Source organism: Actinomadura sp. NPDC048955 (assembly GCF_040649435.1).
Lineage (GTDB): Bacteria > Actinomycetota > Actinomycetes > Streptosporangiales > Streptosporangiaceae > Spirillospora > Spirillospora luteofluorescens.
The window spans coordinates 164,875-191,150 of record NZ_JBEZJI010000005.1 but is presented as its reverse complement, the minus strand read 5'-3'; the positions used below and the strand labels follow the sequence as shown (position 1 = coordinate 191,150).

General features: G+C 72.3%; 18 protein-coding genes, 1 tRNA gene and 1 riboswitch. Of the genes, 14 read left to right on the top strand and 5 right to left on the bottom strand.

All coding sequences use genetic code 11. The annotated features are described in order from the left end of the window. Positions 1-190 precede the first annotated feature (190 nt). The gene (locus AB0C84_RS07795) at positions 191-3,100 is read left to right on the top strand and encodes a transglycosylase domain-containing protein (protein WP_361062443.1); all 2,910 of its coding nucleotides are present in this window, start codon (positions 191-193) and stop codon (positions 3,098-3,100) included. 9 nt (positions 3,101-3,109) lie between these two features. On the opposite strand, the gene AB0C84_RS07790 is transcribed toward AB0C84_RS07795, so the two are convergent. Further along, the gene (locus AB0C84_RS07790; protein ID WP_361062440.1) at positions 3,110-3,484 is read right to left on the bottom strand and encodes a hypothetical protein; all 375 of its coding nucleotides are present in this window, start codon (positions 3,482-3,484) and stop codon (positions 3,110-3,112) included. 49 nt (positions 3,485-3,533) lie between these two features. Next, positions 3,534-3,650, top strand: a riboswitch (SAM riboswitch). Between the two features lie 42 nt (positions 3,651-3,692). Here AB0C84_RS07790 and AB0C84_RS07785 point away from each other — a divergent pair. From AB0C84_RS07785 to AB0C84_RS07760, 6 genes are all read left to right on the top strand, one after another. Beyond that, complete coding sequence (locus tag AB0C84_RS07785) at positions 3,693-4,952, top strand: aminotransferase class V-fold PLP-dependent enzyme (protein ID WP_361062437.1); 1,260 nt, start codon at positions 3,693-3,695, stop codon at positions 4,950-4,952. Positions 4,953-5,063: 111 nt separating this feature from the next. After that, positions 5,064-8,918 carry an SseB family protein gene (locus AB0C84_RS07780; protein WP_361062434.1) on the top strand — a complete coding sequence of 1,285 codons (3,855 nt, stop codon included), beginning with the start codon at positions 5,064-5,066 and terminating at the stop codon, positions 8,916-8,918. Beyond that, the gene (locus AB0C84_RS07775) at positions 8,915-9,283 is read left to right on the top strand and encodes a hypothetical protein (protein ID WP_179846733.1); all 369 of its coding nucleotides are present in this window, start codon (positions 8,915-8,917) and stop codon (positions 9,281-9,283) included. Before AB0C84_RS07780 ends, AB0C84_RS07775 begins: the two co-directional genes overlap by 4 nt. Positions 9,284-9,387: 104 nt before the next feature. After that, positions 9,388-10,410 carry a hypothetical protein gene (locus AB0C84_RS07770; protein ID WP_361062430.1) on the top strand — a complete coding sequence of 341 codons (1,023 nt, stop codon included), beginning with the start codon at positions 9,388-9,390 and terminating at the stop codon, positions 10,408-10,410. Positions 10,411-10,971: 561 nt separating this feature from the next. Further along, complete coding sequence (locus AB0C84_RS07765) at positions 10,972-11,391, top strand: hypothetical protein (RefSeq protein WP_361062427.1); 420 nt, start codon at positions 10,972-10,974, stop codon at positions 11,389-11,391. Positions 11,392-11,854: 463 nt separating this feature from the next. Beyond that, entirely contained in the window at positions 11,855-13,300 is a 1,446-nt protein-coding gene (locus tag AB0C84_RS07760) for a sialidase family protein (RefSeq protein ID WP_361062424.1), read from the top strand. A 90-nt stretch (positions 13,301-13,390) separates the two neighbouring features. Here the strand turns inward: AB0C84_RS07760 and AB0C84_RS07755 are convergent, their stop codons facing one another. Beyond that, the gene (locus tag AB0C84_RS07755; RefSeq protein ID WP_361062421.1) at positions 13,391-14,203 is read right to left on the bottom strand and encodes an RNA methyltransferase; all 813 of its coding nucleotides are present in this window, start codon (positions 14,201-14,203) and stop codon (positions 13,391-13,393) included. Positions 14,204-14,474: 271 nt separating this feature from the next. Here AB0C84_RS07755 and AB0C84_RS07750 point away from each other — a divergent pair, with 271 nt between their 5' ends. From AB0C84_RS07750 to AB0C84_RS07740, 3 genes are all read left to right on the top strand, one after another. Further along, entirely contained in the window at positions 14,475-16,706 is a 2,232-nt protein-coding gene (locus AB0C84_RS07750; RefSeq protein ID WP_361062418.1) for a substrate-binding domain-containing protein, read from the top strand. A 293-nt stretch (positions 16,707-16,999) separates the two neighbouring features. After that, positions 17,000-18,499 carry a sigma-70 family RNA polymerase sigma factor gene (locus AB0C84_RS07745; protein WP_361062415.1) on the top strand — a complete coding sequence of 500 codons (1,500 nt, stop codon included), beginning with the start codon at positions 17,000-17,002 and terminating at the stop codon, positions 18,497-18,499. Between the two features lie 212 nt (positions 18,500-18,711). Further along, a complete protein-coding gene (locus AB0C84_RS07740) occupies positions 18,712-20,202 on the top strand; it encodes a sigma-70 family RNA polymerase sigma factor (protein WP_361062412.1) in 1,491 nt (496 codons plus the stop codon). Between the two features lie 9 nt (positions 20,203-20,211). Here AB0C84_RS07740 and AB0C84_RS07735 read toward each other — a convergent pair whose 3' ends face one another. Further along, positions 20,212-21,297, bottom strand: a complete 1,086-nt coding sequence (locus AB0C84_RS07735; RefSeq protein WP_361062409.1) for a phosphotransferase family protein — start codon at positions 21,295-21,297, stop codon at positions 20,212-20,214. 468 nt (positions 21,298-21,765) lie between these two features. On the opposite strand from AB0C84_RS07735, the gene AB0C84_RS07730 reads away from it, so the two are divergent. Further along, the gene (locus tag AB0C84_RS07730; protein ID WP_361062406.1) at positions 21,766-22,428 is read left to right on the top strand and encodes a hypothetical protein; all 663 of its coding nucleotides are present in this window, start codon (positions 21,766-21,768) and stop codon (positions 22,426-22,428) included. Between the two features lie 4 nt (positions 22,429-22,432). Here the strand turns inward: AB0C84_RS07730 and AB0C84_RS07725 are convergent, their stop codons facing one another. Then, the gene (locus AB0C84_RS07725; RefSeq protein WP_361062403.1) at positions 22,433-23,749 is read right to left on the bottom strand and encodes a PLP-dependent aminotransferase family protein; all 1,317 of its coding nucleotides are present in this window, start codon (positions 23,747-23,749) and stop codon (positions 22,433-22,435) included. Positions 23,750-23,866: 117 nt separating this feature from the next. Here AB0C84_RS07725 and AB0C84_RS07720 point away from each other — a divergent pair, with 117 nt between their 5' ends. From AB0C84_RS07720 to AB0C84_RS07710, 3 genes are all read left to right on the top strand, one after another. Continuing rightward, the gene (locus AB0C84_RS07720; protein WP_361062400.1) at positions 23,867-24,517 is read left to right on the top strand and encodes a pyridoxamine 5'-phosphate oxidase family protein; all 651 of its coding nucleotides are present in this window, start codon (positions 23,867-23,869) and stop codon (positions 24,515-24,517) included. Positions 24,518-24,569: 52 nt separating this feature from the next. After that, positions 24,570-25,166: an oligoribonuclease gene (orn, locus tag AB0C84_RS07715; RefSeq protein ID WP_361062397.1), complete on the top strand. Its 597-nt coding sequence runs from the start codon at positions 24,570-24,572 to the stop codon at positions 25,164-25,166. Between the two features lie 54 nt (positions 25,167-25,220). Then, positions 25,221-25,296: transfer RNA gene (locus tag AB0C84_RS07710), tRNA-His, on the top strand. A gap of 278 nt (positions 25,297-25,574) precedes the next feature. Here the strand turns inward: AB0C84_RS07710 and AB0C84_RS07705 are convergent. Continuing rightward, entirely contained in the window at positions 25,575-25,781 is a 207-nt protein-coding gene (locus AB0C84_RS07705) for a hypothetical protein (protein ID WP_361062394.1), read from the bottom strand. Positions 25,782-26,276 lie beyond the last annotated feature (495 nt).

Below are 26,276 nucleotides of genomic sequence, written 5' to 3'. Positions count from 1 at the left end.
GGAGCGGCGGGGCACCCGGTCGGGTCCCCGCCGCTCGGCTTTTCTCGAAAGACCGCCCACTGCGACATCCGTCACGACAACCGGAGAGGCGGATTGCCCGTCCTCCTTTGGGAGACGCGGATGCGCATTGGGCGGTCGGCGCACGGATTCCCTCAGGTATCGTCTGTAACGCATTAATCACGGGGGGCTTGTGAGCGACAGCGAGAAGATCCCGGAGCGAGAGGAACGCTCCGGGACGGGCCAGGCGGACCGGCACGAAACCGAGGCCGGGGCACCGGCCGGCACGGACGGTCCCGCGACCGCCACGCTGACCGCGGACACCGAATCCGGCGCCGGAGAATCCGCCGGTGACGCCGAATTCGCCGACGAGGGCGACATATCTCGAAACGAAGATAAGGATCGCGAAGAGAGCGGCGACGCGGGCGAGCGTCCCGAATCGCGCGCCGCGGATAACACCGTCGTCGCGGACGACCCCACGACCTCCCCCGATACCGCCGCGGATTCCCCCGCCCCCGCCTCCGACACCGAAGAAGTCATCACGTCCAGCGAGCTCCCCGCACCCACCGGCGCCCCCACCTCCAACGGCGCGAGCCCGACCGGCGACGCCACCGCGACTGACAACCCCGCGGTGCCCAGCGAGGCCCCCGCGTCCAACGGCGCCGTTTCGACCGGCGACGCCACCACGACCGAAGACGCCGCCGCGACCGGCGAAGGCGGCGCCGCCGCTGGGGGCGTCGCGTCCGGCGACGGCGTCGTGGCGGGCGGTGGGGCCGCTTCTGACGAGGTCGGAGCGGCGAACGAGGTCGGTGCGTCCGGCGATGCCACCGCGGTCGATGGTGTCGATGGGGCGGTGACCGGAGATACCAAGAGCATGCCCGCCGCCTCCAAGCGCGACTCGACCCAGCGCGGCTCCCATCCCGGGGGCCCGCCGCCCGGCTCCGGGCCGGGCCAGGGCGGTCGCGGCGGGGGCAAGGGGCCCGGCAAGCCGCGCAGCCGCAGGTCGCGGTTCCTGCGCCGGGCGCTGTTCCTGATCCTCGGCTTCATCGGGTTCTGCATCGTCGCGTTCGGCGTCGCGTACCTGTTCACGCCGGTGCCGTCGGCGCAGGAGCAGGCGATCGCGCAGGGCCCGACGTTCTACTACTCCGACGGCAAGACGCAGATCGCCAAGACCGGGATGAACCGGGACGCGGTCAAGCTCGACAAGATCCCCGAGAGCACCCGGGCCGCGGTGATCGCCGCGGAGAACCGCAGCTTCTACAACGACCCCGGGGTGTCGGTCCAGGGCACGGCGCGGGCGCTGTGGTCCACCGCCACCGGCAAGCAGTTGCAGGGCGGCTCGACGATCACGCAGCAGATGGTCCGCAACTACTACGGCGGCATCGGCAAGGACCGCTCGGTCACCCGCAAGCTCAAGGAGATCATGGTCTCCCTGAAGGTGGGCCGGGAGAAGGACAAGGACTGGATCCTCGAGCAGTACCTCAACACCATCTACTTCGGCCGCGACGCCTACGGGGTGCAGGCCGCCGCGCACGCCTACTACAACAAGGACGTCTCGAAGCTGACGCCCGCGGAGGGCGCCTACCTCGCCGCCGCGATCCAGCAGCCGAGCAACTTCTCCGACCCGACCGGCCCCCGCCGCGCCTACTCCGAGCAGCGCTGGCGCGCGATCGTCGGCAACATGGTCCGGGACGGGGCGCTCACCTCGTCGGAGGCGGCCTCGCTGACCTTCCCGGCCCCCGCCAAGGAGAAGATCACCGACGTCCTCAAGGGCCAGCGCGGCTACATGGTGAACGTGGCCAAGAAGGAGCTCACCGAGCGCCGCGGCTACAGCGAGGACGAGATCAACCGCAGCGGACTGAAGATCACCACGACGTTCGACAAGCGGCTGATGGACGCGATGAAGCAGGCCGTCGCGGCCAACGCCCCGAACGGGATGAGCAAGAAGATCCGCACCGGCGCGGTGTCGGTCGACCCGAAGACCGGGCAGGTGCTCGCCTTCTACGGCGGCCGCGGCTACCTGGAGGAGGCGCTGAGCAGCGCCTTCGGCGACTGGGCGCAGGCCGGGTCGGGGTTCAAGCCGATCGCGCTGGCGGCCGCGCTGGACGACGGCAAGACGCTGTCCACCAGCTACGACGGCAGCTCCCCGCAGTACTTCCACGGCACGCCCATCCGCAACGACAGCAACGAGAACTTCGGAACGGTCAACCTCGTGACCGCCACCGAGCACTCGATCAACACGGCCTACATCAACCTCGGCCAGGACATCGGCAACAAGAAGATCGTCGCGATGGCCGAGAAGATGGGCATCCCCGCCTCGCAGATGAAGCCCGAGCAGCGGGACGCCGCCACCTTCCCGCTCGGCATCGTGTCGCTGCACCCCGTCCAGCAGGCGGGCGTGTACTCGACGTTCGCCTCCGAGGGCGTGCACCGGACGCCGTTCGTGGTGAAGACGGTCACCGACAACGAGAACCACAAGCGCACCTTCACCGAGAAGGGCGAGCGGGCGTTCAGCCAGCAGGTCGCCCGTGACGCCACCTACGCCATGCAGAAGGTCGTGCAGGGCGGCACCGGCACCGGCGCGCAGCTTCCCGACGGACGCGACGTCGCCGGCAAGACGGGCACCACCGACGCGGGCCGCGCGATCTGGTTCAACGGCTTCATCCCGCAGATGGCGACGACGGTCTCGATGTTCCGCAGCGACGGCAAGCCGCTGAACATCCCCGGGTACGGCGCGTACGGCGGGCAGCTGCCCGCGCAGATGTGGCGCTCGTACATGTCGGAGGCGGTGAACATCAAGGGCTACGACCCCGAGTCCTTCGGGGAGCCGTCGATGACGCCCGGCGGCGGCTGGGGCGGGCCGACGCAGGACGCCCCGCCGACCGGCCCGCAGCCGCCGGACACGGGCGGGCCGGTCGAGCCGCCGCCGTCCACGCAGCGGCCCGACGTCCCGACGCCCCCCACCGACCTGCCGACGATCATCCCGCCGCAGCAGCCCGGCGGCGGCGGTGACGGAGGCAACGGCGACGGCGGGACCGGCGGCGACCCCGGAGGCGATCCCGGAGGCGGGACGGGCGACGGGCCGCTCGGCACCGGCGGGTAGCCGGGCCGCTCAGTCGCAGGCCTCGCCGATGGTGGCCGGCGTCTCCCTGATCACGCTGTCGAGCCGGGAGACGTCGCCGTCGCCGACCCCCTGCGCGGCGGCGCGCAGTTCACCCGCCTCAGCCTTCAGCGCCTTGCCCAGGTCGGCGTCGTCGGCCTGCTTCGCGAGCCCGTCGAGGCGCCCGGCGAGCTGCTCGGTCGGCTGCCGCCACCGCTCGGGCTCCGCCGCCGGGACGCCGCGCACCTGGGTGACGTACTGCTGGAACGCCTTCTTCGTGTCGGTGCACACCTGGGCGGAGTTGCCACCGCCCAGCGCCCCGCACCCGCTGAGGGCGCCGAGCACCAGCGCGCCGCCGGCCAGCGTCCGAACCACCCGGTACCGCATCGCACCCTCCCCTTGATCCCCGTTCGGCTCCGCCTATACTTCCGCATGAGGTCATGAGCGCCAGCGCAAAGCCCCGGCTAGCTGGCCGGCAACCCTTCGTCCGCGATGGGGTGCCCCGGGTGAGGACCTGGCCGGACGCGGCACCGCGTTCCGGCAAGCGCGGATCCCGGCGGACGTCCCGGGGTCCCTGACCCCGGAAGGTCCCGGCATGCCCACGCTGCTCGCCCGCTCCCCCATCACTCCTGCTGTGACGCGCCCCGAGGGGGTCCGGGTTCGCCCGCTTCCCCGGGTCATCGGGGCGGACGTCCCGGTTCCGGTGCGGGACGGCCGCCACGTCCCCTACGCCAACTTCGACTACGCGGCCAGCGCGCCCTGCCTGGAGGCGGTGCACGAGGCCGTCACCCGCGCGCTGCCGTACTACAGCAGCGTCCACCGCGGCGCCGGGTACGCGTCCCAGGTCACGACGGCCGCCTACGAGGACGCGCGGGAGACCGTGCGGTCGTTCCTCGGCGCGTGGCGGCGCTCGGCCGTGGTTTTCACGCGCAACACCACCGACTCGATGAACCTGCTCGCGCACGCCGTCCCGGCCGGGACGAGCGTCGTCGTCTTCGAGAGCGAGCACCACGCGTCGCTCCTGCCGTGGAAGCGCGCCGTGCGCCTCCCGGCGCCCGCCACTCCGGCCGAGGCCCTCTCGGCGGCGGACCGCGCGCTGCGCGGGTGCCCGATCGGGTCGCGGCTGCTCGTCGTCACCGCCGCGTCCAACGTCACCGGCGAGCTGTGGCCGATCGAGGAGCTCGCGCACGTCGCGCACCGCAACGGCGCCCGCATCGCGGTCGACGCTGCGCAGCTCGTCCCACACCGCCCCCTCGACATGACCGCTCTGGGACTGGACTACGTCGCGTTCTCCGGGCACAAGCTGTACGCGCCGTTCGGTGCGGGCGTGCTCGCCGGGCGTGCCGACTGGCTGCGCGCCGCCGAGCCCTACCTCAGAGGCGGCGGCGCCAGCGCCTCGGTCGGGGAGACGACCCGGTGGGCCCCGTCCGCAGAGCAGCGGCACGAGGCGGGCTCCCCGAACGTCCTCGGCGCCCTCGCGCTGGCCGCCGCGTGCGAGACGCTGTCCCCGGCCTGGGACGACCTGGCCGCCCGCGAGGAGGCGCTGGTGGAACGGCTGCGGTCGGGACTGGCGGCGCTCCCCCACGTCCGGGAGCTGACGCTGTGGGGCGAGCGGGCGCCGCGCGTCGGAATCGTGTCGTTCACCGTGGACGGCTGGAACGCGCGGGACGTGGCGCTTACGCTGTCCGACGAGCACGGCGTCGGCGTGCGCGACGGGAAGTTCTGCGCCCACCCCTTCGTCCGGCACCTGCTGGGCGAGGACCGGAGCGCGGTCCGCGCGAGCATCGGCATCGGGACGGACGAGGAGCACATCGACCGGCTCCTCACCGCCCTCGCCGCGTTGACTGCGCGCTGACAGCTTCTGACCTGCGAACTCTCGCGCGCAGTCAGATGATTATGCTCTTTGGTCCTGTTCGCCCATGTAGCGTAGGCAGTCGCGCGGGGACGAGCACGCTAGATACAGGGGGTGGCGACCGTGGCCGACGCGTGGCGACCCACGTCGGAACTGGAGCACCGGCTGCAGGAGACCGTACGGGCCGGCGACCAGGAGAGCTACTTCCGCCTCCTCGGGGACGCCGACCTCGTCGTTCCCGTTCCGCCCGAGCTGGTGGACGGCGTCCTCGCGGGGGAGGCGCAGCCGTCCTGGCCCACGCAGGAGGAGGACGGCCGGGTCCACGTCCTGGTCTACACGTCGGCGGCGGCGATGCGGGCGTGCCTCGGGCCGTCCTACCAGCACTTCATGACCGTCCGGTTCGGCGACATCGCCGAGAGCTGGCCGGACAGCCGCTGGTGGCTCGCCGTCGACGCGCCCGCGCGCGGCGTCCCCGCCGCCCTGCCGATCGAGGCGCGGCTGCCGGCCTGGTTCGTCCGGCAGGTCGCCGACGGCGACGGCCGCCCCCCGCAGGTCGGCCGCGCGTCCCCGCCGTGGGAGGAGCTGCGCGACCAGCACCGCGACCTGCCCCGCGAGGCGCCGCGCCCGGAGTTCCAGCCGGCCAACGACGTGGAGCGCGAGCTGCTGCGGGCCGCCTCGAACAACGACCACGACCTGTTCCTGCAGACGCTGGCGGCCACCGACGTGCTGCTGCCCGTCCCGGAGGACATGGACTTCTCGCTGCGTCCGGGACGTCCCGGCTTCCCGTGGCAGACCCGGGAGGTCGACGGCTCCACCGTCGTCCCGGTCTTCACCTCCCCGGAGCGCCTGGCCGAGGCGTCCGGGCCCGGCACCGAGCACATCGCGCTGCCGTTCACCGTCGCGCTGCGCTACTGGCCCGACCACGAGTGGCTGCTCGCCATCAACTCCGGCTCGCCCGCGGGCGGCACCGTTCTCGCGCAGCAGCTCCCCGGCCTCGCGACCTGGGCCGACCAGCGCGCCGCCCAGCGGATGACGGACCGCTTCGAGCCCCAGAACGACATCGAGCAGCGGCTGTTCGACGCCGCCCGACGCCGCGACACCGAGGCCTTCTTCAAGATCCTCCTCGGCGCCCAGGTGCTCGTGCCCGTGGACGCCGAGACCCCGTGGGGCATCGTCCCCGGCGACCCCGAGTTCCCGTGGCGGCCCGTCCGCGTCCACGGCCGGACGTCGATCCAGATCTTCACGTCGCTGAAGTGGATGAACGAGGCGATCGGCTCGTCGCGCTTCATCATGCCGAGCCTCCTGGAGATGGTCACCGCCTGGCCGGACGCCGCGTGGACGCTGGTCCTCAACCCGGGCACGCCCATCGACGCGTCCATGCCGGGCGAGCAGGTCCGCACCCTCAGCGGCCCGCCCGCTCCCCCGTCCGCCGCGACGCCGCCGCCACCGGCCGCCCCCTCGGTGCCGGTGGCCCCCGCCGTCCCGGCCGACCCCGCCGCCGCCGCCGGTCCGGGCCGCCACGCGGGCCCGCCGCCGGTGGACGAGCCCACCGTCCCCGCTCCCGCGGAATCGGGCCGCCACCACGCGGGAACGCCCGGCGGCGCCGCGCAGCCCGTCCGTCCTGAGGCCGTGCCTCCGCCCCCCGCGCACTTCGGCGAGGCGCCCGTCCCCCACCCGGCCGTGCCCGAGGCGGGTGACGTCCCGGCCGACGCGCCCCTGGGCCCCGTACCGGGAGAACCGGGCCGCCACCTCGCGGACCCGTCCAGCACGGCCGTCGATCCCGGCCACATCCCCGGGCCGGAGCCGGCCCCCGTTCACGGGCCCGCGCCCCAGGCTTCCGACCCCCTCGGGGCCGCGCCCGGCGGCGCGGTCGAACCGGGCCTGCCCGCGAACCCCTCTCAGGCTTCCGAGGCGCCGACCAGCGGACCGGCGCTTCCGGAAGCGGGCCGCCGCCAGGCGGACGTGCCCAGCACGACCGGCGCGACCGGAGAGGAAGCGGGCCACCCCTACGCCGACATGGTCGGCACGACCACCCCGCCGGGTGGTGTCACGGAGCCCCGCCTTCCCGGGCCTGCGCCTGAGAACGCCGGGGCCCTCGACGCCAAGCCGGGCCCTGCGGACGACGCGGGCCACCACGCGGAGGCGCCCGCCTCGACCGGCCCCGCCGCACCCGGTTCGCCCATCGGTGGTGTGGAGCCGGGCCTTTCCGGAGCGACGCCCCAAGGCCCCGAAGCCCCGGGCCCCGCTCCGGACATGCCGGACGACGCGGGACGCCGTCTCGCGGATGCGCCCGCCGCTCCGCCCGACGCGACCGCTCCCGAACCCGCGCCTCAGGGCGTCCCGCCGCTCGGTGCCGCGCCGGGTGCTCCCGACGACGCGGGCGTGACCAGGGGTTCCAGCATGGAGCCGGGCCTTCCCGGCCCCGGGCCCCAGGGCGGCGAGCCGCCGAACACCGCGCCGGGTGGTCGAGACGACGCGGGCCGTCCCTTCGCGGGCACGCCCGGCGTCCCACCGGGCGCGATCGACGATCCTGGCCACGGGGCCGGACCCGGCGGCGCCCTCCCAGGGCTGCCGGAAAGCGCCGACCGCCGTGTCGCTGGGGCCGTCAAGCCTCACGAGGCGGCGGCGCCCGGCCACGCGGGCGGGTCGGACCCGTCCCCGGTCGGCCTTCCGGCAACCGGCCCCGCCGGCGTCGGCGCCCAGGGCAGCGAACCTCCAGGTGCCACATCCGGCGCCCCCGGGCAAGCGGAAGCTCACCAGGTCGGCGCGCCGACACCACCGCAGGGCTCGCCCGGCGCGGATACCGGCGGCCCCAGGGTGCCCGGTGAAACGGCGCCGACCGGCCTCGCGGCGGTTCCCCCAGACGCCGCGCGCCCCGACCAGGCGGAGGAGCGCGATGTCCCAGGCGGGGACGGCGCGGGAGAGCCGGGGGCGGGCCGGGCGCTGCGTGCCGTCAGCGAGCCGGAGCCCGAGTTCGAGCCGGGGAACCGGATCGACCAGGAGCTCTACGAGGCGGCTTCGGGCGGCGACTCCGACGCGTTCCTGCGGGTGCTGCTGAACGCGAACGTGCTCGTGCCGATCCCCGACGACGCGCCGCTCGAAGTGATGCCGGTGCAGCGCGAGTTCCGCTGGGACGCGGCGATGCGGGACGCGGTGTCCGTGCAGGTGTTCACGTCGATGGTCCGGTTGCGCGAGGTGCTGCCGGAGTCCCGGTTCGTGTACGCCGACTTCCGGGAGCTGATCGGCGCGTGGCCCCGGGAGGACTGGGCCATGGTGCTCAACCCGGGGACGCACATCGGGGCGTCGCTGCACGGCGACCAGGTGCGGTCGCTCAGCGAGTGGGCGGTGCGGGTCGGCCTCGTCCAGGCGCGGCCGGAGGTTCCGCTGCCGCCGCCGCGGCGGGAACCGGTGCCGCAGGTGCCGTCCGACCCCGAGGACCGCGTCGCCTCGCCCGCCATCATGCAGAAGGTCGTCCCGCACGGGCACGTCTCCTGGTACCTGGAGCAGGGGTACGACCGCGTCGGCGGCTTCGTCCACTCGACGAACGACGTGGCCGAGTTGCAGACGCCCGCCCAGCTCTACGAGGCGCTGGGGCTGCTGTTCTCCGACTCCTCGTTCTCTTCCGACGACGAGGGCGTGTACGTCATCCGGTGGCCGGCCTACTGTCCCGACCTGTACCGCGTCCCCTTCGGCGGACGTGACGACGAGGAGATGGCGTCGTGGGGCGAGGCCGGCTGGGTCATCGAGCGGCCGCCGTTCACCGGGAGCGGCTTCGCGCCGGGAAGCGCCGGGTCCATCCGCGAGTACAAAGTGACCAGCGTACGGCTGCCGTACGGAGCGGAGATGTACTACATCGGCAGAGACCGGTCCGAGCGGTTCATCGCGATGTACGACCCCGACCGGCTCGCCTGGCTGCGGCCGGACGCCGGCGCCGAGGCGTGGGACGGACGGACGGAGGCCGCGCAGTGATCCGGGACGGGTACGTCGCGCGGTGGCTCGGCCGCGACTTCGAGGCCGCGCCGGGCGCCGACGGCGAGATCAGGCTGTACGCGCCCGGCCCGACGGACGGGTTCGAGGAGCTGCGGCCGGGGCGGTTCCGCCGCATCGTCCCCGCGTCCGAGGTCGAGGAACTCCGCTACGTCCGGACGACGTGCCGCTGGCGCGGCGAGCGCTTCGTCATCGTCGGGGAGCACGAGACGTGGGTTCGGGTCGAGTACGCGGGCGGGCGGGCCCCGGTCGCCGAGGGTCTCGGGCTCGACCGCGTCGACCAGGGCATCTGGCAGGCGTGGGCGCCCGGGTCAGAGATCGAGGACGTCCGGGAGGAGTACGTCTGACCCGAGCGGGGTTGATTTGGCCCTTGGATCCGTGTTCGCATGTGTGCCGAGGCGATCCCTCGGACGGAAGCGCTCAACGGCGACGCGACGGAGGTGCGGCGGCAGTGATCTGCCGAGCGACGGTGAAACCGATCTTTGTTGGGCTCGGCACGGCGGCCATCCTCGCCGCCGGCGGCGCGTCCGCGGTGGCCGAGGCCACGCCCTCCCCCTCTGGGTCGGATCCCGCGTCCCCCGCGACGGGCAGGCTCCAGGTGAACGTCGCCTCGACGGCGGCGAAGCTGGATCCCGGTGACTCGCTCGACGTCACGACGACGGTCACGGCCGTCGGCGGCGACATCGCGAACATCAAGGTCACCAACGTCACGGCGACCCTCAAGGGCACGACGGTGACCGGTGACTGCGGCGCGCCGTTCGAGTCGGCGGGGTGTGCCGTCGGCGACCTCGCCGCCGGGAAGAGCGGCGCGCCCGTCAGGTCGCACGTGACGGTCCCGAAGGAGGGGCCGGAGGAAACGACGGTCTACACGATCATCGTGACCGTCGACGCGACCGACCTCTCCCCCGCGACCGGGAGCACGACGTTCAAGTACGTCGTCCCGGCGAAGCCGCCCACGAAGACGCCCACCCCGACCCCCACGCCTACGAAGACGCCCACGAAGTCGCCGTCGCGCAAGCCCACCACGCCGTCGCCCACGGCGTCGCGGACCTCGTCCTCGGGGACGTCGCACGGCGGGTCCGGCGGGGGAAGCGGCTCCTCCGGGAACGGGACCGGCAACGGCGGGGGGACGGGCGGGTCCGTGCAGACGTCGCCCAACTCCTCGTTCGAGCCGCAGAACCCGCAGGTGGCGCTGCCGTCCATCCAGGCGCCCAGCCCGTCCGTCGCGCCCAGCGCGGACCCCGCCGCGGGGGCGCCGCAGAGCCGGCTCCAGGGCAACCAGGCTCCCGTCGCGCAGGATCTGACGTTCGAGCGGATGGCCAGCACGCAGATCGCGTGGCTGGCGGCGCTGCTGGTGGCGTTCTCGCTGCTGCTGACGCAGCTGCGCCTCGGCCGCCGCCGGCTGCCCGCCGGGGTCCCGAAGCGGCCCCGGGGAACGCACCGGCGACCGCGGGGCGGCATGTTCGGCCGGTGACTCCGGGACGCCCGCGTCCTTCACCCAGATGATCAGCGCAGGTCATGCGCCGGTCACGCTTTCGACGGACGGCGCGGGTTCCTTATAGGCATGCCTCGTGGAACTCGGCCGCCGGCGACTCCACATCGCATCGGGAACGCCCCTGGAAACGGCGCGACTTCGGCAGAGAATCTCACGACCGCCCTTCCGAGTCGCCGGAGAACGCGACCGGAAATACGCGCGCTCGGTGACATCAAGAGGCCGGGCCGGCCCGGGACGCCGCCCGGCGAAACTGATGGAGGGCGAGGAAGTCCATGTCCGCCGCGCGGCGGCGCGGCACCGGCGGGCCCGTTCCAAAGCGAGCGAATACCCCGGTTCGCGTTGCGCGCCCTGCCGATCGTCGGCGGAGGTCCGGCATGCCCCGTGAAACGGCGGCGACCGCGCGAGCGTCCTCCAGGAATCGGGAGGGCGTCCCGGCGACTGCCCGGTCGGAAGCGGTTTGAGGCTCTCTGGAATGGTTACTTTCCCGAAGCGGCTGTTCCTTGCCAGCGCCCTTGCTGCCCCCGGAAGAGGTGACCGGTAATGGAAATTCGGACAAACGGTGACGTACCGAACCAGGACGAGATCGTTGAGCTGCGCGCCCGAGCGGAGGCCGGCGACCGGAACGCGGCCGGACGCCTGGGCGAGCTACTGGCGAAGCACGGCGACCTGGCAGCCGCACTGGACGTATGGGGCCGCGCCTACGGCGACGCCGCGCCGACGACGCGGCGGCTCGCCGACCTGCTGGCCGATCGCGGCGACCTGAGGGCCGCGGTGGAGGTGTGGCAGTTCTCCGACCCGGTCCGGCAGAACCCGTCCGGCCTCCACGAGGAGTTCATGGCCGGCCTCGACATCGACGAGCGCGTCGACTGGGAGGACGACCCGGAGGACTGGGCGTTCATGGAAAGGGAGCGGCTGGCCCGGCTCCTGGCCGACCGGGACGACGAGGCCGCCGTCGCCTAGGGGGTGTTTTCGAAGTCCCGGCCCACTGCGCTCGCCTAGCGGCTCGCTACGTGACCGAGCCTTGGCGAACGCGGCATCGCTTCGCGATCTGCCCGGTTCCGCTCGCCTCCGGCTTCGCTCCACCGGGCAGCTCACGCGTTCGCGCGCGTGGCCGAGGCCGTTCGAGACAGGCTCTGGCCGCTACCTCCGGCGCCACATCCGGATTGGCCGGAATCCTATTTAGGGATGTCCCCATGTTTGGCTGATCGGTGCGCCCATTCGGTCACCAGCTTGGACGATGTCCAATGCGCGCGACCGGGCCCGCACCGTCACGCGCAAAGGGGTGCGCCTAACGGAAGCGGCCCTCAAAAGACGATCTTGAGCTGTACTGTCGGCCGTGCTGTTCGGCGCCTGCCGGGAACGCGCCGCCCGCGAGGCGGCGGCGTCCCCCGCAAGACCCCCCATCGAGGATGAGGAAGGCACGTTGAAACGACGTTCCAGGTCGGCCATGGTCGCGGCGGCCACCGTGTTCGCCTTCACCTTCGCGGTCCAGTCCGCCTCGGCGGACGGATCCGGTCCCGCCGGCGTGGTGCCGGTGTCGGGCACCAGCTCGCTCCCGCCGGGTTGCGGGCTGCCCGAGGGTGACGGCTACGTCCTGAACCCGAACACCGAGGTCCAGCCCATGGTGGCGCGCGATCCGAAGCGGCCGTGGCACCTCGTCACGATGTACCAGCAGGACAGGTGGAACCGGTACGGCGGCAACGGGACCGCCAGCGCGGTGTCCGACGACTACGGCGCGACCTGGCGCCCGTCGGCGGACCAGCCCGCGTTCTCCCGGTGCGATGGCGGTACCGCCGCGAACGGCGGGGACTACGACGTCACGACGGACCACTGGGTCACGATGACGCCGTCCGGCGCCGCGGTGGCCGCGTCGTTCTCGCTCTCGCGCACCGGCGAGACGACGGCGATCCTGGTGTCGCGGTCCGGCGACGGCGGCGGGCACTGGGGCGCCCCGGTGACCCTGCAGCGCGACGACGACCCGCGGTTCTTCAACGACCGTCCGGCGATCACCGCCGACCCGTACCACCCGGGCACGGTCTACGCGGTGTGGGACCGGGTCGACACCCAGGCGAACGGTGACTGGGTGCAGCCGGTCTACCTGGCGAAGTCGACCGACGACGGGCGCACCTGGACCACGAAGAAGGTGTACGACTTCCCGGCCAACAGCGGCGTCATCGGCACCGAGCTGGTCCCCATGGCCGACGGGACGCTGCTGATCGGCATGCACCACGAGACCAACACCACCGCGGCCACGCAGGTCGTCCGCTCGACCGACGGCGGCGACACGTGGTCCGCGCCGACCCTGAACGTGGCGGCGCCGTTCGCCGTGGGCACCAAGATCCCCGACCCCGACGGCTCGGGCGACCCGGTGCGCAACGCGACGCTCCCGCTGCTGGCGGCCCAGCCGGGCGGCAGGACGGTGAACGCGGTCTGGCAGAGCCAGGACGCCGACGGCACCTTCCACGTCGCGTACGCGCGGTCCGCGGACAACGGGAAGACCTGGTCGGCCCCGGTCCGGGTCGACAGGACGCCCACCGGCTCGGCCGCGGTCCCGGCGATCGCCGTGTCCCCCGGCGGCACCGTGGCGGTCACCTACTACGACTTCCGGAACAACACGTCCGCCGCCACCCTCCCCACCGACTTCTGGGCCGTGACCTGCGCGGCGGACTGCGCGAAGCCCGGGTCCTGGCGCGAGCGGCACATCGAGGGCCCGTTCGACGCGCGCACGGTGCCGTCGACGAGCTCGGGCCGCATGCTCGGTGACTACACCGGCCTGGTCTCGACCGGCTCGGCCTTCGTGGCCGTCTACGGCGTGGCCACCGGCCAGGCCGCCAACCCGGTGGACATCCACAGCGCGACCTTCCGCTGACCGTCCACAACCGACCGTCCGGGTGCGGCCCTCCTGCGCTGGCAGCGTGGGAGGGCCGCACCTTTCGCTTCCGGCCTTCGGACGGTCCCGCTAGCGCATCAGGGCGTGGCAGGCGATCGCGGCGGCCGCGGTGACGTTCAGTGAGTCGACCCCGTTGGCCATGGCCTGCGCGCTCATGGGGATGCACACGCGCTCGTCGGCCTCGTCCAGCCAGTGGGAGGACAGGCCGTCCCCCTCCGAGCCGAGCATGAGCGCGGCGCGGTCGCCGATGGGCACCTCGTCCAGCGGTGTCACCGACTGGTCGGGGGTGAGGGCCAGGAGGGCGAACCCCGCCGCCCGCAGCTTGCCGAGGTCGTCGTGCCAGTTGGTCATGCGGGCGTAGGGGATCGCGAAGACCGCGCCCATCGAGACCTTGACCGCGCGCCGGTAGAGGGGGTCGGCGCACCGCGGCGACAGGACGATCGCGTCGATCCCCAGCGCGGCCGCGCACCGGTAGATGGCGCCCACGTTGGTGTGGTCGACGATGTCCTCGCAGAGGACGACGCGGCGCGCCGTGGCGAGGACGGCGTCGACGGACGGGAGCGGGAGGCGCTCCAGGGAGGCCAGGGCGCCGCGGTGCACCTGGAAGCCTGTGATCGATTCCATGGTGGCGTCGTCGACCAGGTAGGCGGGGGCGTCCACGCCGTCCAGCAGGTCGGCCAGCGGCCCGGTCCAGCGGGGGGACGTCAGCAGCGAGCGGACGGGGTGGCCGGCGCCGACCGCGCGGCGGATCACCTTCTCCCCCTCGGCGACGAACAGCCCGTGCTCGGCCTCCAGGCTCTTGCGGAGGTTGACGTCGCGGAGGCGGACGTAGTCCGCGAGGCGCGGGTCGGCGGGGTCGGAGACGGGGATCAGGCTGGCCATCTCCCAAGTCTGCCGCCGGGCGCCCGGTGCCCGGGCCGCGCGGCGGCCGGATCCGGCCGCGGGAGGCTTCTGAATCCGGTTCTAGAGAGGGATTCGCGTACGCTCTTACCCCTCCGACCGCTGGGCTCGGCGGCCGCGCGCGCTGCCAGGTTCGTCGGGGCTCACGCTCATGACCTGCGTCATCATCAGTTTTGAGTCCTTTGTAACCTCTGGGGCGTACTACTACAGTGCCGGGGAACATTGGCGGGTTTCAGGTGAATCGAGGGCAGCCGTGAGCGGACGTCATCGCAATGACTTCCCCGAAGGGACGGGCGAAGGCGGGTACGACCCGTCGACCCCCGTCTTCGGCCCGGCCAACGACGGGTCGTCCGACTGGTTCGGAGGACGGGACGGTCAGGGCCAGCCGCTCGCCCAGCCCCAGGCGGGCCCGCAGGGCGCCCCGCCCGGCATGGCGCCGGGCGCGTCCGGCGAGACGCCCGAGTGGTTCACGCCCCGCACCTCGTCCGAGGAGCCGGTCTACGGGCAGGCCCGGTACGGCGAGGAGCCGAGGACCGCGTCCCCGCAGGGGCCTCCCCCCGCGTCCTCGCCGCTGGCCGGGACGGGGTACAGCGAGTACGACGCCATCAGCAGGTCGGACGGCGGCCAGGCCGGGTTCTTCGGCGGCTCCGGAGGTCCGGGCGACTCCGGCGGGTACGGAGGCGGTTCCGGTGGTTCGGGCGGCTCCGGCGGCTCGGGGGGTTACGGCAGCGGCTCAGGCGGCTACGAGTACGGGCGCCGCAGGCGCAAGCGCAGCGCGACCGCACTGATCGGGCCGATGGCCGGTGCCGTGGGCCTGGCCGTGCTGCTCGGCGTGGGCGTCTACGCGTTCGCCGAGAGCGGCGGCGGCTGCTCCGGGGACGACGCGATGAACCTCTCCGTGGCGTCCGCCCTCGACATCGCGCCGGTCGTGGAGAAGGCCGCCGGACGGTTCAACGACGGCAAGCACAAGGTCGACGGCAAGTGCGTCAAGGCGACGGTGAAGAGGGTCGAGCCCTCCGCGGTGACGACGCTGCTGTCCGGGCAGGCCGTGGCGAACGACCGGCCGGACGTGTGGATCCCCGACTCGTCCCTGTGGATCTCGCTGGCGCGGACCGAGGGCGACGGCGGCGACAAGAGCGGCGTCGTGTCCACCAAGACCTCGCTCGCGACGAGCCCCATCGTTGTGGGGCTGCCGCGGACGCTCGCGCTGGACCTGAAGAAGCAGGGCATCACCGCCAGCCCGTCGTGGGACAACCTGCTGAAGGCCGCGGGCGGCGTCGCGGGCGGCGCCGTCACCAAGAACCAGATGATCCCGGCGGGGTCGGTGCGGCTCGTCGTGCCCGACCCGATGAGGAACGCCGCGGGCATGGGCTCGCTGATGGTCACGAGCACGCTGCTGGCGAACGACCCGAACCGCGACTCGATCTTCACCGGCATCGTCCGGACCGTCCGGGAGAGCACCGTCCCCAACGTCAAGGCGGAGTTCGAGCACTTCCGCAAGGACCGCACCGGCAAGCAGCCCATCTCGCTGTCGTCGGAGCAGTCGCTCTACTCCTACAACCGGAGCAGGCCCGCCGAGCCCGCCGTCGCGCTGTACCCCATCGAGGGCACGCTGTCGATGGACTACCCGTTCACCGTCACCGCCAAGGGCGACGCCCAGCGGAAGGCCGCCCGCCTGCTCGAACAGGCGATGCGGACCGAGGCGACCCGCAAGGACGTCCTCGACGCCGGGTTCCGGGCGACCGACGGCAAGGCACCGCCCGGGTTCGGCGAGGCGGCCGGCGTCAGCCCGGCCCGGCCGCGGCAGCTGCCCGCGCCGAAGAGCGAGGACGTCGCGAAGGTCATGCAGGCGTGGTCGAAGCTGTCGCTCGGCCTGCGCATGCTGACGCTGATCGACGTGTCCGGGTCGATGGCCGAGAAGGTCGGGCCGAACGTCAACCGCCTCCAGGCCATCGCGCAGGTGTCGCAGGGCGGGCTCAGCATGATGTCCAACGACACCGAGCTCGGCCAGTGGCTGTTCTCGACGAACATGAACGGCAAGACGCCCTACAAGGAGACGGTGCCGGTCGGCGCCCTCGGCGACCGGATCGGGTCCAACACGCGGCGCGGCCTCGTCCTGTCCACGCTGAACCAGATGAAGCCGAAGCCGGACGGCGACACCGGCCTCTACCGGACGATGCTGGCCGCGTACAAGAGCATGAACGACTCCTACAAGCCGGAGTTCGGCAACTCGATCCTGCTGCTCACCGACGGCAAGAACGACGATCCGGACGGCCCGTCGCTGCAGGACACGCTGAAGCAGCTGAAGGACATGCAGGACCCGAACAAGCCGATCCAGGTGAACATGATCGGTTTCGGCAAGGGCGTGGACCGCGGTGAGCTGGAGCAGATCGCCGAGGCGACGAACGGCAACGTGCAGATCGCCATGACGCCCGGCGAGATCTCCAAGATCTTTCTGAAGATGCTCTCCCGCCGGATCCAGTGATCACCACTCGGTGATCTTCCGGATGCGTCAGGTAGTTCTTGATTTTTCCCTGAAATCCATGTCAACCGGGCGCCGGATTCGGCCGTCAATCTATGTGGAGGCCCGACGGGGAGCGGGGCCGTCGGGCCTCCGACCTTCTTCCCTCCCTGGCCCGTGACGGGGAGGCGGCCGCCGGTCGGACGACCGACCCGGGGCCGGGAGAGCGAACCGCTCCCTCTGAGATCTTCCAGCCCGTCCCCGGCGTCCCGGACGCCCCGGACGTGGATTCCCAGCACAGCCCGCGGGAGGACTTCGTGTCCGGTTGGCCCAGTCTCGACCGCGCCGACGACGAGCGTCTGGCGCGGACGCTGGCGGCAGGCGATCCAAGCGCCCTCATCCAGGTGATGGACCGCTACGCGGCCCGCCTGTACGACTACTGCCACGCACTGCTGCGCGACCAGGACCAGGCGGCGGGCGCGCTCCACGACGCGCTCATCGCCGCCTACGCGCACGTGCCCCGCCTGCGCGAACCCGACCGCTTCCGCGGCTGGGCGTACGCGCTCGTCCGCAACGAGTGCATGCGGCGGCTGCGCGGCCCGGACCGTCCCGCCCAGCGCCACGAGGCGCCCGAGGTCGAGGACGGCTTCCTGGACGACGCGGAGCTCGCCCGGCGCCAGGAGGCCCGGCGGCTCGTCCACGCCGCCCTCTCCGGCCTGCGCGGACGCGAGCGCGAGTCGCTCGACCTCATGCTGCGGCACGGCCTGGACGCCGACGAGATCGGCGGCGTCCTCGGCATGGACGCGGGGCGGGCGGCGGAGCTGACCGCCGAGGCCCGCGCCTTCCTGGACGACTCCCTCGCCGCCGCCTACATCGCCCGGCTGGGACGCGACGACTGCCCCGAGGCCGCGGCGATCGCCGACGACGCCGGATGGCCGCTCCCGCCGCCGGTCGTGGACAGGCTCGTCCACCACATCCGGTCGTGCGGCGTCTGCGGCCCCCGGTGCGACCGCAGCGTCTCGGCGGCGCGGCTCATGCAGGTGCTGCCGGTCGCGATGATGCCGAACGACCTGCGCGGGCTCGTCATGGCGACCGCCACCGACCCGGCGCTGGCGCCCGACCGCGACGCCGTCGCGCACGCGGCCGAGCCGTTCGACGACTGGGGCTGGCCCTCCATGGTCGAACAGGAGCCCGTGCGCGCCGCGCCCGGAGGAGGCGGCGGCCAGCGCGGGGTGTGGGCCGCGCTGGCCGCGGCCGCCGCCGTCATCGTGGTCGTCGCCGCGGCGTACTACCTGATGTCCGGCTCGTCCGGCAAGCCGACGGCGGCGCAGGGGCCCTCGGACACGACGTCGGCGTCCACCGTCTCGCCGTCCTCCCCCGAGGAGTCGCAGGAGCCGTCCGACACTCCGACGCCCACGCGGTCGGCCACCCCGACGCCGACGACCACCTCGCCGACGCCGACCCCGACGAGAACGCGCACGCCGTCGCGCACGCCCCGTCCGACCGCGACCCGTACCCAGCCGAAGCCCGGACGGCTGTCGATCGGCACCTGCACCATCCAGGGCCCGGGCCCGGGGAGCTGCACCATCACCGTGCGGGCCGTCGGCGGGACGGCCACCTGGTCGGTCACGGGCGCGTCCGGCGGGCTCAGCGCCAGCGGCGGCGGCACGCTGCGCAGCGGCCAGGCCGGCTACGCCCGCGTCAGCGGCACCTGCACCCCGCCCGGCGGCTCCGGGACGGTCAGCTTCTCCACCGGGGACGTGCGCACCGTGACGCTGTCCTGCCAGCCGGAGGACGGCGGCCAGGGCCCCGGCTGAGCGTGGAAGTGACCTAGATCACTTGCATGGCGGGAGGGGCGTCCCACAAGGCGATACGGCCACGGGGCGTACCGGATTCGTCACTTAAATCCACCCATATGGGAGAAATTCCAGCAACTTGGTGGCAAGATCAGGCAACCTGAGTCGGCCGACGCGCGTCGGGACTCGTCGGGGGCAGATCGTGAACACCGATTTCGACTGGGAGGGATCCCGTGGCCGGTGAGCCAGGGGCCGCGCAGAATGACGACCTCAGGCTGGCGGACTCGCTGCGAGCCGGGGACGTCATCGCGCTGACCGAGGTCTACGACACCTACGCGCCGTTCCTCTACGACTACTGCCACGGCCTGCTGCGCGACCGCGTCGAGGCGTCGGGGGCCCTGCGCAACGTCGTCATCAGCGCCCGCGAGCACGTGGACCGGCTCACCGAGCCGGCGCGGCTGCGCGGCTGGCTGTACGCGATCGCCCGCAAGGAGTGCATGCGGCGCCGCGACAGCCCGAACCGGCACACCGGGCAGGAGGCCCCGGAGGCCGAGGACGAGTTGACGCAGGAGCAGCTCGCCCGCCGCGAGGAGCGCCGGCTGCTCGCGCACAGCGCGCTCGCCGCGCTCAACGGGCGGCAGCGCGAGGCCATCGACCTGTCGGTCCGCCACGAGCTCGACGAGGTGGACCTGTCCGGCATCTTCGGCATGCCGCTGGAGGAGACGCTCGCCCTGGCGCAGAAGGCCCGCGAGGACCTCGCCGCCGCGCTGCACGCGTCCCTCATCGCGCAGAACCACTGGAAGGACTGCCCGAGCGTCGCGGCGCTGACCGAGTCGTGGCCGCTGTCCCCGCAGACCTCGACGGCGCTCGTCCGGCACGTGGAGAACTGCCCGGTGTGCGGGGCGCGGGAGACGCCGCCGCTGCCGCCGGACCGGCTGCTGTCGGTGCTGCCGATCGCGGCGATCCCCGCCGACCTGCGGCTGGACGTGCTGACCGCCGCGACCGCCGAGGACCGGGCCGGGAACCGCCGCGCCATCGCCGCCTGGACCGAGCCGTTCGACGAGTACGGCTGGCCGCTCCCCTACCAGCCGACCGCCCCGCGCGCCCGGGACCGCGCGCCCGGACGCCGGCGCGGGCCGCTGCTCGCCGCCGTCGCGGTGGGCGTCGGCGTCCTGGTGCTGCTCGCCGGCGGGATGGCGTGGCTGGGCGGCGGGGACGACCGGTCGAACGCGGCGGCGACCAGCCCCGTGACCCCCGGCGGCAGCACCCCGCCCGGCTCTTCGGCCCCGCCGGAGCCGATCCCGACCGACCCGTCGTCCCCGACGTCGCCGACGGCGTCCCCGACCGAGTCGAAGTCGCCGTCGAAGTCGCCGTCGCCGACGGCGTCCAAGAGCGCGTCGAAGCCCCCGACGACGAGCAGGCCGCCGGCGCCGCCCACGACCAGCGCGCCGCGGCCGCCCAAGCCGGGCACCCTGTCGGTGAGCGGCTGCGACATGGGCAGGAACGACTCCTGCACCGTCACGGTCACCGCCGTGGGCGGCTACGTGAACTGGCAGGTGACCGGCACGTCCGGGCCCGTCAGGGCGGGCGGCTCCGGCCACCTCGACGCGGGGCGGAGCGGCGGCGTGCAGGTGTCGCGCGCCTCCGGATTCTGCTGGGGCAGCCAGACCGGGACGGTGTCGTTCTCCTCCGGCGCCTCGGCGAGGGTCACCTACCGCTGCTGAGCGGGGCGCCTACCAGACCGAGCCCGCGTCGAGCGTGCTGTGGGCGCGCTCCAGCAACAGCGGCACGCCGCCGCCGATCTGGTCGAAGCCCTCGCCGACCGTCGCGTTCTGCAGGTAGCGGGCGTGGATGCCCTCCAGGATGACCGCGAGCTTGAAGCACGCGAACGCGACGTAGAAGTCGAGGTCGGCGAGGTCGAAGCCGGTCAGCTCCGCGTACCGGCCGGCGAACTCGCGGCGCGTGAGGAAGCCGGGCGCGGAGGTGATCGTGGCGCCCACCGGGAGCTGCTCGGCGTCGGCCGCCTCCGCCCAGTAGACGAGCGTCAGCCCGAGGTCCGACAGCGGGTCGCCGAGCGTCGACATCTCCCAGTCGACGACGGCCGCGATCTCCGGGCGCGGCTCCAGCCGGGCCAGCGCGTTGTCGAGCCGGAAGTCGCCGTGGACCAGCCGGGCCGGGGCGTCGGCCGGCAGCCTCTCGGCCAGCCGCGCGACGAGCCGGTCGTACTCCGGCAGGTCACGGGTGGCGCCGGTCGCGCGGACGGCCTCCTGCGAGCTGTCCCACTGCTTGCCCCAGCGCTTGAGCTGGCGCTCCATGTAGCCGCTCGGGCGCCCGAAGTCCCCCAGCCCGACGGCCTCCACGTCGACCGTGTGGATCGCGGCGAGCGCCTCGGCCAGCGCGTCGCTGAGGCCGCGCGCCTGCTCGGGGGTGATGTCGGCGGCGTCCTCCCGGGTGCGCAGGACGCGCCCCTCGACGAAGTCCATGAGGTAGAAGCGGGCGCCGATGACGTCCTCGTCGTCGCAGAAGGCCAGCATCGCCGGCACCGGCACCGCCGTCCCGCGGCCGAGGGCCGACAGCACGCGGTACTCGCGGCCCATGTCGTGCGCCGTCGGCAGGACGTGGCCGAGCGGCGGCCGGCGCAGCACGACGCGGCGGCCGCCGTCCAGGGTGATGCCGTACGTGAGGTTCGACCGCCCGCCCGCGATCAGGTCGATCGCGCTGATCCGTCCCGATCCGGGCAGCTCACGGGCCAGCCAGGCCGCCAGCCGGGGGACGTCGATGCCGGGCACCCCGGCGGGCAGTTCTGCGTCAACGGTCATGAGGCCCTATTAGAACGCGGCTCGGCCAGGGCCGTGAACCCCACCCCCGTACCGCCGCGCCGCCCGTGGTGCCCCGGCCACTTCCGGCCGACTTCCAGCCGGCGGTAATCCGATTTTCAGACTCGGCCCTGACCTGCGCGAACGCGGGGAGCCTCAGCCTCTCTTCCGCCCAGGGTGAGCAACTCGACCGAACCCCCGGGAGGAAAAAGGTGACACAAGGTGGAATGCTCGGACACGCGGGGTGCCCGTCTGCCGCCACAGCCGAAGGAACCGGAACGAACCCGGTCGACCGGACGTCAGCCGCCATCCCGCCACGAGGCGGCGAGCTGGACTTATGAGTCTCGCTGGGCTAAGAGAAGTAACTGAGACCACTCGGGGGTCAAACCGCCCGATTGGGGGGGACGCACCGTGGCAGACGCATGGCTGCCAAGAGCCGGCCGCATACCGGCACCGAACGATGGCGGAGCGTTGCGGGGAGGTGCTCCCCGTGTCGTCTGGTGCGCCGAGGAGCACGACCCGCACCGGGTCTCCGCGCGCTCGGTGGCCGCCGACCTGCTGAAGGAGAACCGCCCGGCCCACCTGGTGTGGCACCCGGGCACCGGCGAGATCGTCCAGCTCCTGCCCATCACCCGCGCGGCCCGGCTGCTCGGCGGCGCCCTCGGGAGGGAGGGCCGCGTCTGCGCGCAGATCATGGTGGTCGGCCAGTCGCGGTCGCCGTTCACCGGTTCGCCGCTCACCGGCGTCGAGGCGATCGTCCAGTGGCTGGACGCGTGGGGCGTCGCGCGGCGCTGGCCCGCCGGCCCCCCGCTGCCGTCGCCGCAGTCCTACCACGCGCAGCGCAGCCGCAGGGACTGGGCGCGCGGCGGGCACTACGGCGCGTCCCAGGTGCCGCTCCTGGACCGTCCCGACCCCGGCGGGATCGACATCCGGCGCATCACAGGGCCCGACACCCCGGTCGCCCCCATTCCGAAGCCCCGCCTTCCCGGCACCCCCACCGGCCCCCGGCTGGTCCCGCCGCGGTCCCGCACGCCCGAGACCGTCCGTCCGGCGCCGAGCGACGCGGCGCCCGCGCGCCCCGGACCGCTGCAGCCCGCGTCGGAGCCCGTCCCGGTCGGCCCCCTGTCCAACTGACGCGCTACCCGGCGAGCGTCCGGACGATCTCGCACCCCTTGCGCAGCTCGGCCAGGGTCGCGGCGGAGCCGTAGCCGATCACCAGGCCCGAGGCGCGCACCGGGCCCATGTGGTGGCGCTCCAGCGTCTCCACCACGACGCCGCGCCGGGCCGCCTCGCCCGCGGCGCGCGCGGCCGCCGCCTCCGGGACGTCCACCACGAGGTGCAGGCCGGCCGTGTCGCCGCGCAGGGGCAGGCCGTCCAGCGCCTGCACCACCACCTCGCGGCGCCGCGCGTACTCCCCGCGCATCCGGCGGACGTATCTGTCCAGGTCACCCCGTTCCAGGAGGAGTCTCAGCGCGTCCTGCGGCACCACGGCGGTGCGGTCGTTCAGCTCCTCCCTCCGGAGCGCCACCTCCGCCACCAGGTCGGGCCGGCCTCCCAGCCAGCCGACGCCCATGTCCGCGGTGAGGATCTTGGCGGTCGTGCCCAGGTAGACGACGACGTCCGGGTCCAGTCCGTAGAGCGCCGGCAGTGGCGCGACGTCGTAGCGGAACTCACCGTCGTAGTCGTCTTCCGCGATGAGCGCCCCGTTGCGCCTCGCCCATGCCAGCAGGGCCTGCCTGCGCGGGACGGGCAGCACGCCGCCCATCGGAAACTGGTGCGACGGCGTCGTGTAGACGATGCGCAGGTCGTCGGGCAGAGCATCGACGACGAGGCCGTGCTCGTCCACAGGGCAGGGGACGAGTTCGGCGCCACGTCCTCTCAGGACCGCACGCGCTCTGCCATAGCCGGGTTCTTCCACACCCACCCGGTCCCCAGGGCGAAGGACGGTCGCGGCAAGCAGATCGAGACCGTTCGTCGCTCCACGCGTGATGAGAAGGCCGTCCAAGGGACAGGTCACGCCGCGACTACGCCTGATGTAGTCGGCGAGTGCCTCCCGTAGGCCGAGCAGACCGTGCGGGTCTTGGCGCTGCTGCGGCGGCATCCCCGCAGCGAGCCGCCATGCCCTGCGCCATGCGGGTGTGTCCAGTGCCCCGATCCAGGCAAGACCGGGCCTCAGGTCGATCTCCTCAGGGGCCGCGGCCCTCTGCGCCGGTTTCGTCTCCAGCTGTGGCCTCGGCATAGGCGCGGCGGCGACACCCTCGGTCACATACGTGCCGGACCCATGCCGCCCTTCCAACCAGCCCTCCGCATAGAGCTGCTCGTACGCCTCCGTCACAACAGTACGGCTGACACCGAGCAGACCGGCAAGGGCCCTACTGGACGGAAGCCGCTCGCCCGCGGCTAGCCGTCCCTCCCCCATGGCGGCGCGCAACTGCGCCACGAGCTGCGCGCTCATCGGCCGCTGAGCGTCCCGCTCCACGGAAAGAGGCAGATCGATCGACAAAGTGGTCACCTGCTATACGCGTCAAGTGGCCATACCCGCCAGGCCACTCGCCTCCTAGCGTAAACGGACATGAACCCGCTCTCCTCAACCGCCCGCACCCGTCTCGGCCGCCTTCCGGAACGCTCCAGCACCGACCGTTCCGTCCTGTACGAGATCCTTGACGACGGCATCATCTGCCACCTCGGCGTCATCGTGGACGGCTCACCCCGCGTCATCCCCACCGGCTACGGCCGCCTGGACGACACCCTCTACCTGCACGGATCCACCGGGGCGAGCAGCCTCAGGGCAGGGCCGTCCCAGGACGTCTGCGTCACCGTCACCCATCTGGACGGCCTCGTCCTGGCCCGCTCCCTGTTCCACCACTCCATCAACTACCGCAGCGCCATCGTCTTCGGGACGCCCCGCCTCGTCGACGACCCAGAAGAGAAGACGACCGGTCTCCGCGTCATCACCGAGCAACTCACCCCGGGCCAGTGGGACGTGGCCCGCCAGCCCAACCGCAAGGAACTCGCAGGCGTCTCCGTCCTGGCGCTCTCCCTGGACGAGGCGTCCGTGAAGGTCCGGCAGGGCCCGCCCGGCGACGAGGAAGAGGACTACGCCCTCGACGTCTGGGCCGGCGTCCTGCCCGTGACCCGGACCTTCGGCGCGCCGGACCCCGACCCCCTCCTGCGCCCCGGCATCCCCATCCCCGGACATATCGCCCGGCGTGTGACCTCCTAATTCGATCGCCCGCGCGGCCCCGCGCAGTCGTTCATGGCCGTAGGGTGAGTGCATGAACGAGCGGCTGGTCTGGATCGACTGCGAGATGACGGGACTCGACCTGCGTGAGGACGCGCTCATCGAGATAGCCGCCCTGGTCACCGACAGCGAGCTCAACATCCTCGACGAGGGCGTCGACGTGATCATCAAACCGCCGCCGGAGTCGATCACCCAGATGACCAAGGTCGTCCGCGACATGCACACCACGTCGGGCCTGCTGGAAGCGCTCCCCGGCGGCGTCACCCTCGCCGAGGCCGAGGACATCGTCCTCAAGTACATCAAGGGCCACGTGAAGGACGCCAAGAAGGCCCCCCTGTGCGGCAACTCCATCGCGACCGACCGCTCGTTCCTCGCCCGCGACATGCCGGCCCTCGACTCCCACCTGCACTACCGCATGGTGGACGTCTCCTCGATCAAGGAGCTGGCCCGGCGCTGGTACCCGCGCGTCTACTTCGCCAGCCCCGAGAAGAAGGGCGGCCACCGCGCCCTCGCCGACATCACCGAGAGCATCCAGGAACTGCGCTACTACCGCGCCGCCGTCTTCGTCCCGCAGCCCGGCCCCGACTCCGACACGGCCCGCGCCATCGCCTCCCAGGTCGCCTCCGGCTGACCCACCCCGAAGAAGCCGCTACACTACTGGGAGCCGGGAGCGATCCCGGCCACGGTGGGTGTAGCTCAGCTGGCAGAGCACTTGGTTGTGGTCCAAGATGTCGGGGGTTCAAGTCCCCTCACTCACCCCAGCGAAAAGCCCTGGTCATCACGAAGATGACCAGGGCTTTTCCGCGTCCTTCGCCACGCTCCCTCTTCGAGATGTCCGATTCTGGGAGCGCTCTGGGAGTGCCGCTGATTTCTAGCACTAGGTTTGGGTCAACCGGCCGCCAGGATCGACGCCCGGGCCAGCGGTTCCAACGGGCCCCGAACTCGAACCTCGGTCGCCGGCAACCTGGACCTGCACTAGCTAACAGACAAGCATCCCCACGGCGTTCCGCCGTGGGGATGCTCCCGTTCCGCGCGGGCGCTAGACCTGGGAGACCGAGTAGATCCAGTACAAGCCATAGACGATCGGCGGCAACGCGCCCATCACAACGGACAGAGCCACGATGACCTTGACGAGCGGACGCGGCTGGGCGTTCTGCGGCCGCAGAACCCAGACGACGAAGGCGATCAAGGAGAAGTAGGCCAGGATCACGAGAACCCCAGGCAACAGCAATACGGGCCCCGTCATAGGGGGCTCCTTTCGTTCTTGGCAGGTGCGATTTGTTCAAGCAAGATCCGCTAACCAGGGCTGGAAGAGTCCCTGGGGGAAGGCGAAACCATAGGCAATGTACACCGGAACCGCAGGCTTAGGGAAACCGCATCACTCGGTTGAGAGTTCACCACACCCGAGACAAGCCCGGCCCAGGAAACACTCTCGAGCGCCCCGCCTCAGTGGCCTACATCTCATCTATCTTGATTGAGAAAATCTATTAGATGACATGTATATATACACAATAGACTCAAGCAAGATTGTCTACAAAGATTATATCTTAATGAGATTCATCTCATAGAATATTATATGAAAAGAGATAGTTTTGTAGTAGATTATCTGATAGCGGATCTTGAAAAGTTAAAGCTAACTTTGGATAGACCCAGCAACCAACCAGCTGACTTCAGCGGGGATCGAGGGAACCCTGCTGACCGCCACAGCGATTGAGAACCAGCCACCACGGGGATTCAGAGC